This window comes from Kitasatospora sp. NPDC057936, assembly GCF_042887525.1.
Taxonomy (GTDB): Bacteria; Actinomycetota; Actinomycetes; order Streptomycetales; family Streptomycetaceae; genus Kitasatospora.
In genome coordinates this window covers 83,680-99,371 of record NZ_JBHVPD010000011.1, presented here as the reverse complement: position 1 = coordinate 99,371, position 15,692 = coordinate 83,680, and the positions used below count along the sequence as shown (strand labels likewise).

Annotated in this window: 10 protein-coding genes; 7 read left to right on the top strand and 3 right to left on the bottom strand. The window is 74.3% G+C overall.

The genetic code is table 11. The features are described from left to right. The first annotated feature begins 92 nt into the window (after window positions 1–92). Both ACFVU9_RS08930 and hflX read left to right on the top strand, forming a co-directional pair. On the top strand, window positions 93–2,432 hold the full coding sequence (locus ACFVU9_RS08930) for a RelA/SpoT family protein (RefSeq protein WP_387591397.1): 2,340 nt from the start codon (window positions 93–95) through the stop codon (window positions 2,430–2,432). Continuing rightward, window positions 2,429–3,931 carry a GTPase HflX gene (gene hflX / locus ACFVU9_RS08925; protein ID WP_380498302.1) on the top strand — a complete coding sequence of 501 codons (1,503 nt, stop codon included), beginning with the start codon at window positions 2,429–2,431 and terminating at the stop codon, window positions 3,929–3,931. The genes ACFVU9_RS08930 and hflX overlap by 4 nt, the downstream gene beginning before the upstream one ends. A 60-nt stretch (window positions 3,932–3,991) precedes the next feature. Here the strand turns inward: hflX and ACFVU9_RS08920 are convergent, their stop codons facing one another. Both ACFVU9_RS08920 and ACFVU9_RS08915 read right to left on the bottom strand, forming a co-directional pair. After that, window positions 3,992–5,122: a trypsin-like serine peptidase gene (locus tag ACFVU9_RS08920; RefSeq protein ID WP_387591394.1), complete on the bottom strand. Its 1,131-nt coding sequence runs from the start codon at window positions 5,120–5,122 to the stop codon at window positions 3,992–3,994. Between the two features lie 32 nt (window positions 5,123–5,154). Then, complete coding sequence (locus ACFVU9_RS08915; protein WP_380439458.1) at window positions 5,155–6,342, bottom strand: trypsin-like serine peptidase; 1,188 nt, start codon at window positions 6,340–6,342, stop codon at window positions 5,155–5,157. A gap of 352 nt (window positions 6,343–6,694) precedes the next feature. Here ACFVU9_RS08915 and ACFVU9_RS08910 point away from each other — a divergent pair, with 352 nt between their 5' ends. Genes ACFVU9_RS08910 through ACFVU9_RS08890 form a run of 5 tightly spaced genes read left to right on the top strand, consistent with a single transcriptional unit; the run spans window position 6,695 to window position 14,518 of the window. Beyond that, a complete protein-coding gene (locus ACFVU9_RS08910; protein WP_387591392.1) occupies window positions 6,695–8,542 on the top strand; it encodes an IucA/IucC family protein in 1,848 nt (615 codons plus the stop codon). Between the two features lie 41 nt (window positions 8,543–8,583). Continuing rightward, window positions 8,584–9,195 (top strand): GNAT family N-acetyltransferase, encoded by a 612-nt coding sequence (locus tag ACFVU9_RS08905; protein ID WP_387591391.1) that lies wholly within the window; start codon window positions 8,584–8,586, stop codon window positions 9,193–9,195. 9 nt (window positions 9,196–9,204) lie between these two features. Then, complete coding sequence (locus ACFVU9_RS08900) at window positions 9,205–10,575, top strand: lysine N(6)-hydroxylase/L-ornithine N(5)-oxygenase family protein (protein WP_387591390.1); 1,371 nt, start codon at window positions 9,205–9,207, stop codon at window positions 10,573–10,575. Then, on the top strand, window positions 10,553–12,379 hold the full coding sequence (locus tag ACFVU9_RS08895; RefSeq protein ID WP_387591388.1) for an IucA/IucC family protein: 1,827 nt from the start codon (window positions 10,553–10,555) through the stop codon (window positions 12,377–12,379). Before ACFVU9_RS08900 ends, ACFVU9_RS08895 begins: the two co-directional genes overlap by 23 nt. Before the next feature lie 12 nt (window positions 12,380–12,391). After that, window positions 12,392–14,518 (top strand): ATP-dependent DNA helicase, encoded by a 2,127-nt coding sequence (locus ACFVU9_RS08890; RefSeq protein WP_380439468.1) that lies wholly within the window; start codon window positions 12,392–12,394, stop codon window positions 14,516–14,518. Between the two features lie 97 nt (window positions 14,519–14,615). On the opposite strand, the gene lexA is transcribed toward ACFVU9_RS08890, so the two are convergent. Further along, window positions 14,616–15,278 (bottom strand): transcriptional repressor LexA, encoded by a 663-nt coding sequence (gene lexA / locus ACFVU9_RS08885; RefSeq protein ID WP_224281048.1) that lies wholly within the window; start codon window positions 15,276–15,278, stop codon window positions 14,616–14,618. Window positions 15,279–15,692 lie beyond the last annotated feature (414 nt).

Sequence of the window (15,692 nt, the reverse complement as noted above, 5' to 3'; positions counted from 1 at the left end):
GGCATCGCGCAACGTGCTGTGCTCGGTAGCATGGATCACCGGGTCGGCGCCCCTCGTCGGGGCGGCCGCCGGTGACCGTCGCCGGAGGTGCCATGACCATCGAAGCCGGACAACCGCTCGGGCCGCCGACCAGCACGCGGCAGGCCGGGGTCCTGCGGCCCCTGGGCGGCCTCGGCCGGGCCGCGCTCGGCCGCGCCGGGCGGGCCGCCCTGCTGGCCACCGGCCGCCAGCCGGTGCCGGACGCGCTCGAACCGCTCGTCCGGGCCCACCGCGGGCACCATCCGCAGGCCGACCTCGGACTGCTCGCGCGCGCCTACCGGCTGGCCGAGGCCAGCCACCGCGGGCAGAAGCGCAAGAGCGGCGAGCCGTACATCACCCACCCGCTGGCCGTCACCATGATCCTGGCCCAACTCGGCGCCGGGACCACGACGTTGGTCGCCTCGCTGCTCCACGACACGGTGGAGGACACCGAGTTGACGCTGGATCAGGTCAGCGCCGGGTTCGGGCCCGAAGTCGCCTACCTGGTCGACGGGGTGACGAAACTGGAGAAGGTCGACTTCGGCGCCGCGGCCGAGGCCGAGACCTTCCGCAAGATGCTGGTCGCCACCGGGGACGACGTCCGGGTGATGGTGATCAAGCTCGCCGACCGGCTGCACAACATGCGCACCATCCGGCACATGAAGCCGGCCAGCCAGGTGCGGATCGCCAAGGTCACCCGGGACGTGCTGATCCCGCTGGCCGAGCGGCTCGGCATCCAGGTGCTCAAGGCGGAGCTGGAGGACATCGTCTTCGCCACCCTGCACCCCGAGGAGCACACCCGCACCCGCACCCTGATGGCCGGTCACGAGGGTGAGCCGGACACCCTGCTGGAGCCCTTCGCGCGGCTGCTGGCCCGGCAGCTGGCCGAGACCGGGGTCGCCGCCGAGGTCACCGTCCGGCCGCGGCACTGCGTCTCGCTGCACCGGGTGCTGCTCAAGCGGGCCGCCGCGCCCGGGGCGGACGGGCGGCCGCAGGGGCCGCAGCCGGCCGACTTCGGCCGGCTGCTGGTGGTCGTCGAGGAGAACGCCGACTGCTACGCCGTGCTCGGCGAGCTGCACACCTGCTGGACGCCGCTGCCCGGCGAGTTCAAGGACTTCGTCGCCGCCCCCAAGTTCAACCTGTACCAGTCGCTGCACACCGCGGTCGCGCTGGAGGGCGGCGCGGTGGTCGAGGTGCTGGTGCGCACGCGGCGGATGCACGAGGTGGCCGAGACCGGGGTGGTCGCCCTCGGCGACCCGGAGCCCGCCGCCGCCGTCCAGGACGCCGACGAGCTCGACCGCACCGACCCGGCCAGGCCCGGCTGGCTCAGCCGGCTGCTGGAGTGGCAGCAGGAGACGCCCGACCCGGACGCGTTCTGGTCGGCGCTCACCGCCGACCTGGCCGGCGACCGGGAGATCACGGTCGTGACGGAGTGCGGCGAAACGCTTCAGCTGCGGGCCGGCGCCACCTGCGTGGACGCCGCCTACCTGCTCGGCGAGGACACCGGCCACCGGTGCATCGGCGTGCGGGTCAACGGCCGGCTCACCGCGCTGTCCACCGTCCTCCAGGACGGCGACCTGCTCGCCGTGCTCACCGAGACCGTGCCAGCCGGGGCCGGGCCGCGCGCCGCCGAGCCCTCCGGGCCCGCGCCCGAGTGGCTCGCCCACGCCCGCACCCCGGCCGCCCGGCTCGCCATCGAGCGCTGGCTGGCCGACCACCCGGCCCGGCTGCCGGCGGTCCGCACCGGCCCCTCCGCCGGGCAGCCCGCCCCGCCCGCGCACCGCACCGTCGAGCGCCGGGCCGCGCCGGTCGCGGTGGCCGGGCGGCCGGGGGCGCCGGTACGGCTGGCCCGCTGCTGCACGCCGGTGCCGCCGGACGAGGTGACCGGCTACCCGATCCGCGGCGGCACCGTCGCCGTGCACCGCACCGGCTGTCCGGCGGGGGAGCGGATGCGGACCGCCGGACGCGGCACGCTGGAGGTCCGCTGGCGGGCCGACGGCACCCCGGCCGACGGCTACCGGGCCACCCTGCGGGCCGAGGCCCTGAACCGGCCCCGGCTGCTCGCCGACCTGACCGCGGCGATCTCCGCCGAGGACGTCGGCATCGTCTCGGCCGAGGTCGAGCCGCCCCAGGAGCTGCGGGTGCGGCACACCTACACCGTCGAGCTGCCCGCCCCGGCCGCCCTGCCCGGCCTGATGCGGGCCATGCTCCGGGTCTCCGGCGTGTACGACGTCAGCCGCCCGCACGCCCCCGAGGACGGCACGGCCGGAAGAAATGGGGGTGACCGGCCCGCGCCGGGCGTGGGACCATCGAGGGGAATGCGCGGCAGGTCCACGGCGTTCACCGGGCAGAGGAGCTCCGGTACCGTCCACGGGCCGTCGCCGAAGCCACCCAGCGACCAAAGGACAGAATGACCTCCACGTTCGACACCCGCGACCACGCCGACGCCCCGCGCCGCCTCGACGGTCTGCGAGCGGAAGCCCTCATGGACGAGGACCTCGCGGCCATCGACGAGGACCTCGGCCGGCACTACGACGGAGACCAGTACGACCGCAGCGAGCGCGCCGCGCTGCGCCGCGTCGCCGGTCTCTCCACCGAGCTCCAGGACGTCACCGAGGTCGAGTACCGCCAGCTCCGCCTGGAGCGCGTGGTGCTCGTCGGTGTCTGGACGGACGGGACGCTGGAGGAGGCGGAGAACTCGATGGCCGAGCTCGCCGCCCTCGCCGAGACCGCCGGCTCCGAGGTCCTGGACGGTGTGATCCAGCGCCGTGACAAGCCCGACGCCGCGACCTACATCGGCTCCGGCAAGGCGAAGGAGCTGCGCGACATCGTCGCCTCCACCGGCGCCGACACCGTCGTCTGCGACGGTGAGCTCACCCCCGGCCAGCTGATCCAGCTGGAGGACGTGGTCAAGGTCAAGGTCGTCGACCGGACGGCCCTGATCCTCGACATCTTCGCCCAGCACGCCAAGTCCCGCGAGGGCAAGGCGCAGGTCTCGCTCGCGCAGATGCAGTACATGCTGCCGCGCCTGCGCGGCTGGGGCCAGTCGCTCTCCCGGCAGATGGGTGGTGGTGGCTCCGGCTCGTCCGGCGGCGGCATGGCCACCCGTGGCCCCGGTGAGACCAAGATCGAGACCGACCGGCGCCGGATCCGCGAGAAGATGGCGAAGCTCCGCAAGGAGATCGCCGACATGAAGAAGGGCCGCGACACCAAGCGCCAGGAGCGCAGGCGCAACCAGGTGCCGTCGGTGGCCATCGCCGGGTACACCAACGCCGGCAAGTCCTCCCTGCTCAACCGGCTCACCGGGGCGGGCGTCCTGGTGGAGAACTCGCTGTTCGCCACCCTGGACCCGACCGTGCGCCGGGCGCAGACGCCCAGCGGGCGGGTCTACACGCTGGCCGACACCGTCGGCTTCGTCCGGCACCTGCCGCACCACCTGGTCGAGGCGTTCCGCTCCACCATGGAGGAGGTCGCCGACGCGGACCTCATCCTGCACGTGGTGGACGGTTCGCACCCCGAGCCGGAGACGCAGCTGGCCGCCGTGCGCGAGGTCATCGTCTCGGTGGACGCGCAGAACGTCCCCGAGATCGTGGTGATCAACAAGGCGGACGCCGCCGACCCGCACGTGCTGCAGCGCCTGCTGCGCCGCGAGCCGCACGCCATCGTGGTGTCGGCCCGCAGCGGCGCGGGCATCGAGGAACTGCTGAAGCTCATCGACGACGAGCTGCCGCGCCCGGCCGTCGAGGTGCGGGCCCTGGTGCCCTACACCCAGGGCGGTCTGGTCTCCCGGGTGCACGCGGAGGGCGAGCTGCTCTCCACCGAGCACACCGGCGAGGGCACGCTGCTGCACGCCAAGGTGCCGGTCGAGCTGGCCGCGGAGCTGGAGCGCTTCGCGGTGGCCCTGCGGGGCTGACCGGCCCCTCGTGACGTGCGAAGGCCCCCGGACGGGGTTCCGTCCGGGGGCCTTCGCACGTCATCGGACGTTCTTGGCGAAGTACTCGAAGGCCTGCTTCGCCTGGTCCTGGAGCGAGGGGCCGGCCAGGTACCCGGTCGGGTTGCGGTCGCCGACCGAGGTGACGCTGATCAGGTTGGGCTTGCCGTCCTTGACGATGAACCAGCCGCCGCCGTCGGCGCCGCCGGTCATGGTGCAGCCGATCGCGTACATCGGCGGGCGGGCCCGGTCGAAGGACAGCCGGGCCGGCGCGGCCGGCGCGTCGCAGTGGTCGAGCTCCGTACCGTCGAACGGCTTCTCGGCGGGGTAGCCGTAGGCGGACGCCGAGGTGATCTGCTCGCGCGGGGCGTTGAACCAGACCGGGACCGAGCCGCCGACCGTCTCCTCCAACGACCGGCCGGAGCCGCTCTCGTCGCGCACCCGGACGATCCCGTAGTCGTACTGGTCGTGGGCGCCGGTGCCGCTCTCCTTGAGCCAGGTCGGCGAGACCAGCGCGCGCACCGCCGTCCAGTGGCCGTACGGGGACACCTGCTGGTCGGTGGCCGGCTTCCCGCGGCCGGCCTGGCCGTCGCGGTTGTAGCCGGGCACGAAGGTGATGTTCCGCAGCCAGGCGCCGCCCTTGCCGTCGTGCAGGCAGTGGGCGGCGGTGTAGACGAGGTCGCTGCGGCCCGGGGCGGCCGGGTCGGAGACCACCGTGCCGGAGCACGCGGCGTCGCCCCCGGGCGCGGTCACGAAGAGCCTGCCGACCACGGCGGCGGCCGGGCCGTACGGGTGCGGCTGCGCCTGGGCCGGGGCCTGGGCCGGGGGAGCGTCCTGCGGCGCGTCGCCCTGGGCGGCGGTGCGCGGGGCCTCCGGGACGGGCCGGCCCTTGGCGGCCTCCATCCTGGCGCGGGACCAGAAGCCCGGGGGCACCTCGTTGGCGAAGGCGCTGTCGGCGACGAAGCGGGCCCAGTCGTCGACCTTCCAGCCGGCCAGGTCGCCGGGGCTGGTCGGCGGCGCCGGCCGGGCGAGGGTGGCTGGCGCGCTCGCGGCGCTCCCGGCGGTCCGGTCCGGCCCGCACGCGGTCGCGGTGAGGGCGAGCGCGGCGAGCGCCGCGGCGCCGGCCAGTGCGGCCCGGTGCCGCGGCACGCGTCCGCGGGTGGTGTACGGCACGGTGCATCGTCCCCGGCGGTGGGTGAACGCGGTCACTGCTTCCTGGAGATCCAGTCCAGGGCGTTCTTGGCGACCGTCTCCAGGTACGGGCCGCTCAGCGAGGTGTGCTCCTGGGTGCCGATCGAGGTGTTGCTGACCAGCGCCGTCCGCCCGTCGGGCATGGTGGCGAACCAGCCGCCGCCGCTGGCGCCCTGGGTCATGTTGCAGCCGATGGTGAGCATCGACGGCCGCTTCGGGTCGAAGGACAGGCGGGTCGGCTTCCCGCCGTCGCACTTGTACAGCTCCTGGCCGTCGAACGGCTTGTAGAGCGGGTAGCCGACGGCCGAGACGGAGAGCCGGTCGCGCGGGGCGTCGAACCAGACCGGGACGGCCGAACCGACCGTCTCCTCCAGCGACTTGCCGGTGCCGCTCTGGTTGCTCACGTGCATGATCGCGAAGTCGTACTGGCTGGCGGAGTCCCCGGTGCCGCCGCCCTCGACCACCCACTGCGGCGAGGTGGTGACCTGGTCGGCCCACCAGGTGCCGAGCGGGGCCAGCTCGGACAGCGGGGCCTTCTTGCCGCCGCTGGAGGCGCCCGAGTTGTTGTAGGCGGGCACGAACACGAGGTCCTTGTAGTAGTTGCCGCCCTTGCCCTCGTGCACGCAGTGGCCGGCCGTCCAGACCAGGTTGCTCTTGCCCGGGTGCTGCGGGTCGGTGATGACCGTCGCCGAGCAGTTGCCCCGGCCGCCCTGGGCGCTGAAGAACACCTTGCCGGAGGGCTGCTTGGTGTACGGGCGCGGCACCGGCACGGCCTTGACCACCGGCGGCTCGGGGTCGGTCACGCCGTCGTCGGCGGCCGGCTTGGCGGTGGGCGGGGCCGGGTCGGCCGGCTTGGAGTCGCCCATCTTGTCCGGGTTCCAGAAGTCCTTCACGACCGGGTTGTTGAAGACGTGCTTGGACGCCCAGTTGTCCCAGTCCTCGAACTTCCACTTCTTCAGGTCGTCCCAGCTCTTGGGCAGGCCCTCCAGCAGGCTGGTGGGGATGCCCGAGGGCAGCGTGATCCCGCCGATGACGCCGCCGCCGGGGGCGGGGCTGCCGGGGCCGCTCGCCGAGGCGGGCGGCGGTGCGGCGGTGTCCGTGCCGGTGGCCGAGGACGGGCCGTCCGGGCCGCAGGCGCTCACCGCGAACAGGGTGCCGGCGGCGAGGACGGCTGCGACGGCGGACCGGTGGATCGATGGCATCTGTGCGCTTCCCCCTGTGGATCGGTGCGTGGACGGGACGGTGGTTCGTGGACGGGACGGTCCGGGGTAGGAGTCTTCCACTGGTCGGGAGGACGGCGCCGGGCGCCCCCGGGTTGCGGCTCCTGAGCGGTGGTCACCGATCCGTGACGAAGCCTCCACAGGAGCCACCGGTACAACCGGGCGTCCTCCCCGGCGGTGAACAATCACCGATCTTCACCCGGACGAGTGAGCCGTCCTTGTGATCACCCGTCAGGGATAGGTAACCCTTACCTGACGCGACGGTGCGAGCGCCCGCCGAACCCCCCTCCGCCATCCGCGCGCGTCCGCACCCCACGCGTCCCGAGGAGCACCCTTGAGCACCGCCGCCCTGACCGGAGCCCCGCCCGAAACGCTGCCGCCCGCGGACCGGCCGGCCGGGCCAGACCCGCTGCTGCACCCCGACCCCGCCGTCGCCGCCGAACAGGCCGCGCTGGAGGCCCTGTTGCGCTGCTGGACGCGCGAGACCGGCGCCCGCCCGGGACCGGACGGCCGACTGCGGATCGCCGTGCTCGGCGGCGCCGCACGGCTCTCCGCGCCCGTCCGCCACTGGTCACCCGGCGGCTGGCACCGCTTCGGCCCGGCCCGCCTCGGCGCCGGCGACGGCGCCCCCGACGCCCCGGTGGACGCCGTCACCGCCGCCGCGCTGCTCGCCGCCGCGGCCGCCGACCGGCCCGACCCCGGACAGGTCGCCGACCTCGCCGCCAGGGTCGCCGACTCCGTCGTGCGCACCGCCGAGATCCTCGCCCACCGCCGCACCGGCGCCGCGCCCGGCGGACCGGAAGGCTCCCACTTCCTCGCCGCCGAACAGTCCCTGCTGCTCGGCCACCCCCTGCACCCCACCCCCAAGAGCCGCGACGGCCTCGGCCCGGCCCAGAGCGCCGCCTACTCGCCCGAACTGCACGGCTCCTTCCAACTCCACTGGTACGCCGTCGACCGGGCCCTGCTCGCCGCCGGATCCGCCCTCCCCGAGACCGCCGAGCGGATCACCGCCCGCCTGCTCGGCGACCGCGCCCCGCTGCCGCCCGGCACCGCCGCCCTGCCCCTGCACCCCTGGCAGGCCCGCGAGCTGGCCCACCGCCCGGCCGTCGCCGCCCTGCTCGCCGAAGGACTCCTGCACGACCTCGGCCCGGCCGGCGACCCCTGGTACCCCACCTCGTCGGTGCGCACCGTCTACCGGCCCGGCACCCCGTGGATGCTCAAGCTCTCGCTCGGCCTGCGGATCACCAACTCCCGCCGGGAGAACCTGCGCAAGGAGCTCCACCGCGGCCTGGAGGTGCACCGGCTGCTGGAGAGCGGACTCGCCGCCGAGTGGCGGGCCGCCCACCCGGGCTTCGACGTCGTCCGCGACCCCGCCTGGATCGGCGTCGACCACCCCGCCCTCGGCGACCCCGGCGGCCTGGACACCGTCCTGCGCGCCCAGCCCTTCGCCCCCGCCGACCGCGCGCTGTGCGTCGCCGGGCTCGTCGCCGAACAGCCGCTCGGCACCGGCACCACCGTGCCGTCCCGGCTCGGCGACACCCTCCGTGCGCTCGCCGTGCGCTGCGGCCGCCCGCTGCGCACCGTGGCCGCTGAATGGTTCCTGCGCTACCTGGACGCCGTCGTGCTCCCCGTCCTGTGGCTGGACGGCCGCGGCGGCATCGCCCTGGAGGCGCACCAGCAGAACAGCCTCGTCCTGCTCGACGCCGAAGGCTGGCCCCGCGGCGGGCGCTACCGCGACAACCAGGGCTACTACTACCGGGAGAGCGCCCGCGAGCGGCTCACCGCCCGGCTGCCCGGCCTCGGCGAGCACAGCGACACCTTCCTCCCGGACGACGTGATCGACCACCACTTCGCCTACTACCTCGGCATCAACCACGTGCTCGGCCTGGTCGGCGCGCTCGGCTCCCAGGGGCTCGCCGACGAAACGGTGCTGCTCGCCGCGCTGCGCCGCTTCCTCGCCGGACCGGAGGCGACCGCCACCGGCTCGACGCTGCCCGCCCTGCTGCTCGACGCGCCGACGCTGCCCTGCAAGGCCAACCTGCTCACCCGGATCAACGGCCTGGACGAGCTGGTCGGCCCGGTCGCCACGCAGTCCGTCTACGTGGACATCCCCAACCCCCTGGCGGACGCGTGCGTGAGCGAGCGGTGGGGGTCCCCCCGGCCGGAGGCTGGGGGAGAGTGAACCAGGAAGAGGTGCGCGTGGGCGAATGCCCCCGCCGAGCGATGGGGGTACCTCCCAGCCGCCAAGGCTGGGGGAGAGGCGGAGGCATGATGCTCGACGACGTGCCCGGGTGGGGCGAGACCCCCACCCCGGCCGGCGGGTTCCGGCTCCGCCCGGTCCGGCTGCCCGCCGACCTCGACCTGCTCGCCTGCTGGATGAACGACCCCGAGGTCGCCGCCTTCTGGGAGCTCGCCGGCCCGCCCGCCGTCACCGCGGAGCACGTCCGGGCCCAGCTCGACGGCGACGGGCGCAGCGTGCCCTGCCTGGGCCTGCTCGACGGCACCCCGATGAGCTACTGGGAGGTCTACCGCGCCGACCTCGACCCGCTCGCCGCGCACTACCCGGCCCGGCCCCACGACACCGGCGTCCACCTGCTGCTCGGCCCCGCCGCGAGCCGCGGCCGGGGCCTGGGCGCCGTCCTGCTGGCCGCCCTCGCCGACCGGATCCTGCGGCAACGGCCGCGCTGCGAACGGGTGGTGGCCGAACCCGACGTCCGCAACCGGCGCTCGGTCCGGGCCTTCGAACGCGCCGGGTTCCGCCCGGCCGGCGAGCTCGACCTGCCCGCCAAGCGCGCCGCCCTGATGATCCGCGACCGCGCCCCACTCCCCGCCTAGGACACCCCCGTGCACTCCTCGACCCCCCAGCCGCCGTACGACCTGCTCGGCGTGGGCATCGGCCCGTTCAACCTCTCGCTCGCCGCGCTCGCCGAGCCCGTCCCCGGCCTGCGGACGCTCTTCTGCGACCAGCGCCCGGAGTTCCGCTGGCACCCGGGGATGCTGGTCGACGGGGCCCGGATGCAGGTGCCGTTCCTCGCCGACCTGGTCTCCCTGGTCGACCCGACCAACCGGTGGTCCTTCCTCAACTACCTGCGCGACCAGGAACGGCTGTTCCCGTTCTACTTCGCCGAGCGCTTCCAGCTGCCGCGCCGCGAGTACGACCACTACTGCCGCTGGGCCGCCGAACGGCTCGGCACCTGCCGGTTCGGCACCGAGGTCAGCGAACTGCACTGGGAGGACGGCCTGTTCCGGGCCGAGCTGACCGACACCGCGACCGGCCGGCGCAGCCGCGTGCGCGCCCGCAACCTCGCGCTCGGCGTCGGCACCCGGCCCGTCCTGCCCGAGGCCTTCGCCGCCCTCGACGGCCACCCCGGGGCGTTCCACTCCGCCGACTACCTCGACCGGCGGGCCGCCCTCGGCGGCGCCCGGGACATCACCGTCGTCGGCAGCGGCCAGTCCGGCGCCGAGGTCTTCCTCGACCTGCTGCGCCGCCACGACGGCGACGGCGTCCGGCTGCGCTGGCTCACCCGCACCCGGGCCCTCGCACCCATGGAGTACTCCAAGCTCGGGCTGGAGCACTTCACCCCCGACTACACCCGGTACTTCCACGGCCTGCCCGAGCCCGTCCGGGACACCCTGGTCGCCGCCCAGTGGCAGCTCCACAAGGCCGCCAGCGCCGAGACCCTCGCCGAGATCCACGACCACCTCTACGAGCGGACCATCGGCCGCCCGATCGACACCGCCCCGGTCGAGATCACCCCCGGCACCGCCGTCACCGAGGCCGGGACCGGGCCCTGCGGCGGCCTCGAACTGCGCTGCCGGCACACCGACTCCGGCGCCGAGCACCTCGTGCGCACCGACGCCGTGGTGCTCGCCACCGGCTACCGGGCCGCCCGCCCGGCCGCGCTCGAACCGCTCGCCCACCTCATCGACTGGGACGCGGCCGGGCGCTACCGGGTCGACCCGGACCACCGCGTCGCCACCCGGCCCGAACTCACCGGCGGCCTCTACGTCCAGAACGCCGAACTGCACACCCACGGCGTCGGCACCCCCGACCTCGGACTCGGCGCCCACCGCGCCGCCGTCATCCTCAACGCCGTCACCGGCCGCACCGTCCACCGGCTGCCCACCCGCACCGCGTGGACCGGCTTCGCGCCGCCCGTCCCCGCCTTCCCCCACCCCCAGGAGCTGACCCGTGCCGCAACCGCCGGCCGCTGAACCGCCGCTCTACCTGCCGCCGCAGCTCACCCCCGGGCCCTGGCAGCGGGCCGGGCGCGCGCTGCTGGCCAAGATGCTCGGCGAGTTCGCCTACGAGGAACTGCTCACCCCGGTCCCCGTCCCGGACGCGGACGACGAGTACCTGCTCGGGCTGCCCGAGGCCGAGTACCGCTTCACCGCCCGCCGCGGCGCCTACGGCAGCTGGCGGGTCGACCCGGACTCCGTCCGCTGCGACCGCGAGGACGGCCTCGACCCGCTGCGCTTCCTCCCGTACGCCCGGCACACCCTCGGCCTGCGCGGCGAGACCACCGGCCACCTGATCCGTGAGCTCACCGCCACCCTCACCGCCGACGCGCACCAGCTGGCCACCGCGCTCACCGCCGCCGAACTCGCCGACCTCGACCACGCCGCGCTGGAGGGCCGCCAGGAGGGCCACCCCTGGATCGTCCCCAACAAGGGCCGGATCGGCTTCTCCGCCGCCGACGCCGCCCACTGGGCCCCCGAGGCGCGCACCCCGCGCCCGCTGCCCTGGATCGCCGTCCACCGCCGGCTCGCCCGCTACCGCGGCGTGCCCGGGCTCGAACGGCCCGAGCAGCTCTACGCCCGCGAGCTCGACGACCCCGGCGCGCTGCGCGCCGCGCTCGGCCCCGACGCCGACGACTACCTGCTGCTGCCCGTCCACCCCTGGCAGTGGGACGAGACGGTCGTCCCGCTGTTCGCGCCCTGGATCGCCTCCGGCGAGATCGTCCCGCTGCCCTCCGACGGCGACCCACGGCTGCCCCAGCAGTCCATCCGCTCCTTCTTCAACACCGCCCACCCCGAACGCTGCACCGTCAAACTGCCGCTCTCCATCCTCAACACCCTGGTCTGGCGCGGGCTGCCGGTGGAGCGCACCCTCGCCGCGCCCGCTGTCACCGCCTGGATCCACGGCCTGCGCGACGCGGACCCGTTCCTGCGCGACGAGTGCCGGGTGATCCTGCTCGGCGAGATCGCCTCCGTCACCGTCGACCACCCGCTCTACCGCGACCTGCCCGAGGCGCCCTACCAGTACAAGGAACTCCTCGGCGCGATCTGGCGCGAACCGCTCGGCCCCTTCCTGGACGGCGGCGAACGCGCCCGCACCCTCGCGTCCCTCCTGCAGACCGGCTCCGACGGCCGCGCCCTCGCCGCCGAGCTGATCGCCCGCTCCGGGCTCGCCCCCGCCGAGTGGACCCGCCGGCTGTTCGCCGCCATGCTGCCGCCGCTGCTGCACTTCCTCTACCGCTACGGGCTGGTCTTCTCCCCGCACGGCGAGAACGCCATCGTCGTCTTCGACGCGCACGACGCCCCGGCCCGGCTCGCGGTCAAGGACTTCGTCGACGACGTCAACCTGAGCGACGAGGACCTGCCCGAACTGCGCGACCTGCCCGCCGAGGTCGACGACGTCCTGCTCCGCGAGCCCCCGCAGGGCCTGTGCCAGTTCCTCCACTCCGGGCTCTTCATCGGCGTCTTCCGCTACCTCGCCCCACTCCTGGAGGCGCAGACCGGCCTGCCCGAGGCCGACTTCTGGGCCCTCCTGCGCGACGAGATCGCCCGCCACCAGGACCGCTTCCCCGAGCTGCGCGAGCGCTTCGAGCTGTTCGACCTCCTCACCCCGCGGATCGACCGGCTCTGCCTCAACCGCAACCGGCTCCTCCTCGACGGCTACCAGGACCGCCCGCACCGCCCGCACGCCGCCCGGCACGGCACGGTGCCCAACGCCCTCGTCACCCCCGGCGCGGATCTTCCGGGGCGACGCGACCGGATTGTCACCCCCGCGCCGTAGGGTGGGAGGGTCATGACGAACGACTCCCAAACCCAGCTCCCCGGCGAGGACGCACCCGCCCCGGCCGAGACCGGGGAAGCCGTCGCGGTCCCCCGCTCGCGCATCCCCGAGCTGCTCCACGCCGCCGTCGAGTCCGTCGGCGGCGTGGAACGCCCCGGTCAGGTGAAGATGGCCGAGGCCGTCGCCGACGCGGTCGACAACGCCGAGCACCTGCTCGTCCAGGCCGGCACCGGCACCGGCAAGTCCCTCGCGTACCTGGTGCCGGCCCTCGCGCACGGGGACCGCGTCGTGGTCGCCACCGCCACCCTGGCGCTCCAACGCCAGCTGGTCGAACGCGACTTGCCGCGCACGGTCGACGCGCTGCACCCGGTGCTGCGCCGCCGGCCGCTGTTCGCGATGCTCAAGGGCCGCTCCAACTACCTGTGCCTGCACCGGGCCAACGAGGGCACCCCGAGCGACGAGGGCGAGGGCCTGTTCGACGCCGCCGAGGCGCTCGGCGGGCCGGCCAGCAAGCTCGGGCAGGAGGTGCTGCGGCTGCGCGAGTGGGCGGACGAGACCGAGACCGGCGACCGCGACGACATGAGCCCCGGCGTGTCCGACCGGGCCTGGTCCCAGCTGTCGGTCACGTCCAAGGAGTGCCTGGGCGCGACGCGTTGCGCGTACGGGCAGGAGTGCTTCGCGGAGAAGGCCAGGGAGCGGGCCAAGCTCGCGGACGTCGTCGTCACCAACCACGCGATGCTCGCGATCGACGCGATCGAGGGCGCGCCGGTGCTGCCCGAGCACGGGCTGCTGATCGTCGACGAGGCGCACGAACTGGTCAACCGGGTCACCGGCGCGGCCACCGCCGAGCTGACCGTCGGCGCCGTCAACCGGGCGGTCAAGCGGGCCGCGCGGCTCGCCAACGAGAAGGCCGTCGACGCGCTCCAGGCCGCGGCCGAGAACTACCACGGCCTGATGGAGACCGCCCAGCCCGGCCGGGTCGAGGAACTGCCCGAGTACCTGGCGTACGCCGTCACGGCCATCCGGGACTCCGCCCGGCAGGTGATCACCTCGCTCGGCGAGACCAGGGACAAGGGGCTCACCGACGAGGACGCGGTCCGCAAGCAGGCCATGGCCTCGGTGGAGACGGTCCACGAGACCGCCGAGCGGCTGCTGGAGGACTCCGAGTACGACGTGGTCTGGATCGAGCGCAACGACCGCTTCGGGATGGGCACGGCCTCGCTGCGGGTCGCGCCGCTGAGCGTCTCCGGGCTGCTGCGCGAGGGCCTCTACAAGGAGCGCTCGGTCGTCCTGACCTCGGCCACGCTCAAGCTCGGCGGGGACTTCAACGGCGTGGCCGGCTCGGTCGGCCTGCCCTCGGAGGCCCGGCTGCCGGACGAGCGCACGCCCGGGGACAACCCGGACGCCGGCGCCGGCTTCGGCGAGGACGCGGTGCCGCACTGGCGCGGCATCGACGTCGGTTCGCCGTTCAAGTACCCCAAGCAGGGCATCCTGTACGTCGCCAAGCACCTCTCCGAGCCCGGCCGCGACCCCGAACGGCCGGACATGCTCGACGAGTTGGCGGAGCTGATCGGCGCGGCCGGCGGCCGGACGCTGGGCCTCTTCTCCTCGATGCGCGGCGCGCAGGCCGCCGCCGAGGCGATGCGCGAGCGGCTGGACAACCGGATCCTGCTCCAGGGCGAGGACACCCTGGGCGAGTTGATCCGCGAGTTCGCCTCGGACGCGACCACCTGCCTGTTCGGCACGCTCTCGCTCTGGCAGGGCGTCGACGTGCCCGGCTCGGCCTGCCAGCTGGTGGTGATGGACCGCATCCCGTTCCCCCGGCCGGACGACCCGTTGATGAGCGCCCGCCAGAAGGACGTCGAACAGCGCGGCGGGAACGGCTTCATGGCGGTCGCGGCGACGCACGCGGCGCTGCTGATGGCGCAGGGCGCGGGCCGGCTGGTCCGCGCGGCCGACGACCGCGGCATCGTGGCGGTGCTCGACCCGCGGGTGGCGACCAAGCGCTACGGGGGCTTCTTCCGCTCCTCGATGCCGGAGTTCTGGTACACGACGGACCGCAACCAGGTGCGCCGCTCGCTGGCGGCGATCGACGCCTCGGCGGCGCCGGTCAGGCCGGTGGTGAAGCGCGGCTCGTAGACCGCTCGCGGGCCCCTTGCAGGATTCGGGGAACGCCGGAGGGGCTCCCCGCGCGAACGCGGTGGAGCCCCTTCCCGGTGCGTGCGGGCGGACCCGCTCAGAGGCGGCGCAGGACCGCCACCACCTTGCCCAGGATGGTCGCGTTGTCGCCGTTGATCGGCTCGTAGGCGGGGTTGTGCGGCATCAGCCAGATCCGGCCGTCCTCGCGCTTGAGCCGCTTGACGGTGGCCTCGCCGTCGATCATCGCGGCCACGATGTCGCCGTTCTCGGCGACCGGCTGGCGGCGCACGGTGACCCAGTCGCCGTCGCAGATGGCCGCCTCGATCATCGAGTCGCCGCGCACGGTGAGCGCGAACAGCTCGCCCTCGCCGACCAGTTGGCGCGGCAGCGGGAAGACGTCCTCGACCGTCTGCTCGGCCAGGATCGGACCGCCGGCGGCGATCCGGCCGACCAGCGGGACGTACGAGGTGGACGGCCGGCCGGCCGTCTCGGCGGTGTTCGGGCGGGCCACCTCGACGCCGCGGACCTCGTAGGCGCGCGGGCGGTGCGGGTCCCGGCGCAGGAAGCCCTTGCGCTCCAGGGCCATCAGCTGGTGGGCGACCGAGGAGGTGCTGGACAGGCCGACGGCCTGGCCGATCTCGCGCATGGACGGCGGGTAGCCCCGGCGCTGGACGGAATCCCGGATGACCTCGATGACGCGGCGCTGGCGCTCGGTGAGCCCGGCCTCGTCGGTGCGGATCCCGGGGGGGCGGCCGGGCATCGCCCGCGCGGGCGCGGGGTGGGCCTCGTCCAGGACGGGGGAGTGTTCGATCGGCTGATCGGGGACGCGGCTCGCGCTGGAAACGGCCGGGCCGGAGAGGCGGTGGTCTTCGCTACGGTCCATGCTGACGTCCACACTCTGCTGATTCGTGGTGCGCTGCCCCACCTTGAACTGGGAGTGTTCCTGCACCGGGATGGTGTTGCTTTCGATGGTGTTCACGGCGGCCCCTCTCGACGGCTGTCCTCTCCCTTTTCCAGCCCAACGCACCCCGTATCGAAAGGTTGCGCCAAACACACGTTCGAGTGAATTATTCGAGAGTTGGCTGACTCGATCAAGGCTTTGTTGTACATCGATCGAATGTTCGACAAGAACTCGACTTCCGCAGTCTAATCGGCGTCGACACGCCAGGGGTGT

Excerpts from the sequence above, each read along its gene's own strand:
- ACFVU9_RS08890 (WP_380439468.1), top strand. The coding sequence starts at position 12,392 with ATGACGAACGACTCCCAAACCCAGCTCCCCGGCGAGGACGCACCCGCC.
- hflX (WP_380498302.1), top strand. The coding sequence starts at position 2,429 with ATGACCTCCACGTTCGACACCCGCGACCACGCCGACGCCCCGCGCCGC.
- ACFVU9_RS08930 (WP_387591397.1), top strand. The coding sequence starts at position 93 with ATGACCATCGAAGCCGGACAACCGCTCGGGCCGCCGACCAGCACGCGG.
- ACFVU9_RS08905 (WP_387591391.1), top strand. The coding sequence starts at position 8,584 with ATGGGGGTACCTCCCAGCCGCCAAGGCTGGGGGAGAGGCGGAGGCATG.
- ACFVU9_RS08915 (WP_380439458.1), bottom strand. The coding sequence starts at position 6,342 with ATGCCATCGATCCACCGGTCCGCCGTCGCAGCCGTCCTCGCCGCCGGC.
- lexA (WP_224281048.1), bottom strand. The coding sequence starts at position 15,278 with ATGCCCGGCCGCCCCCCCGGGATCCGCACCGACGAGGCCGGGCTCACC.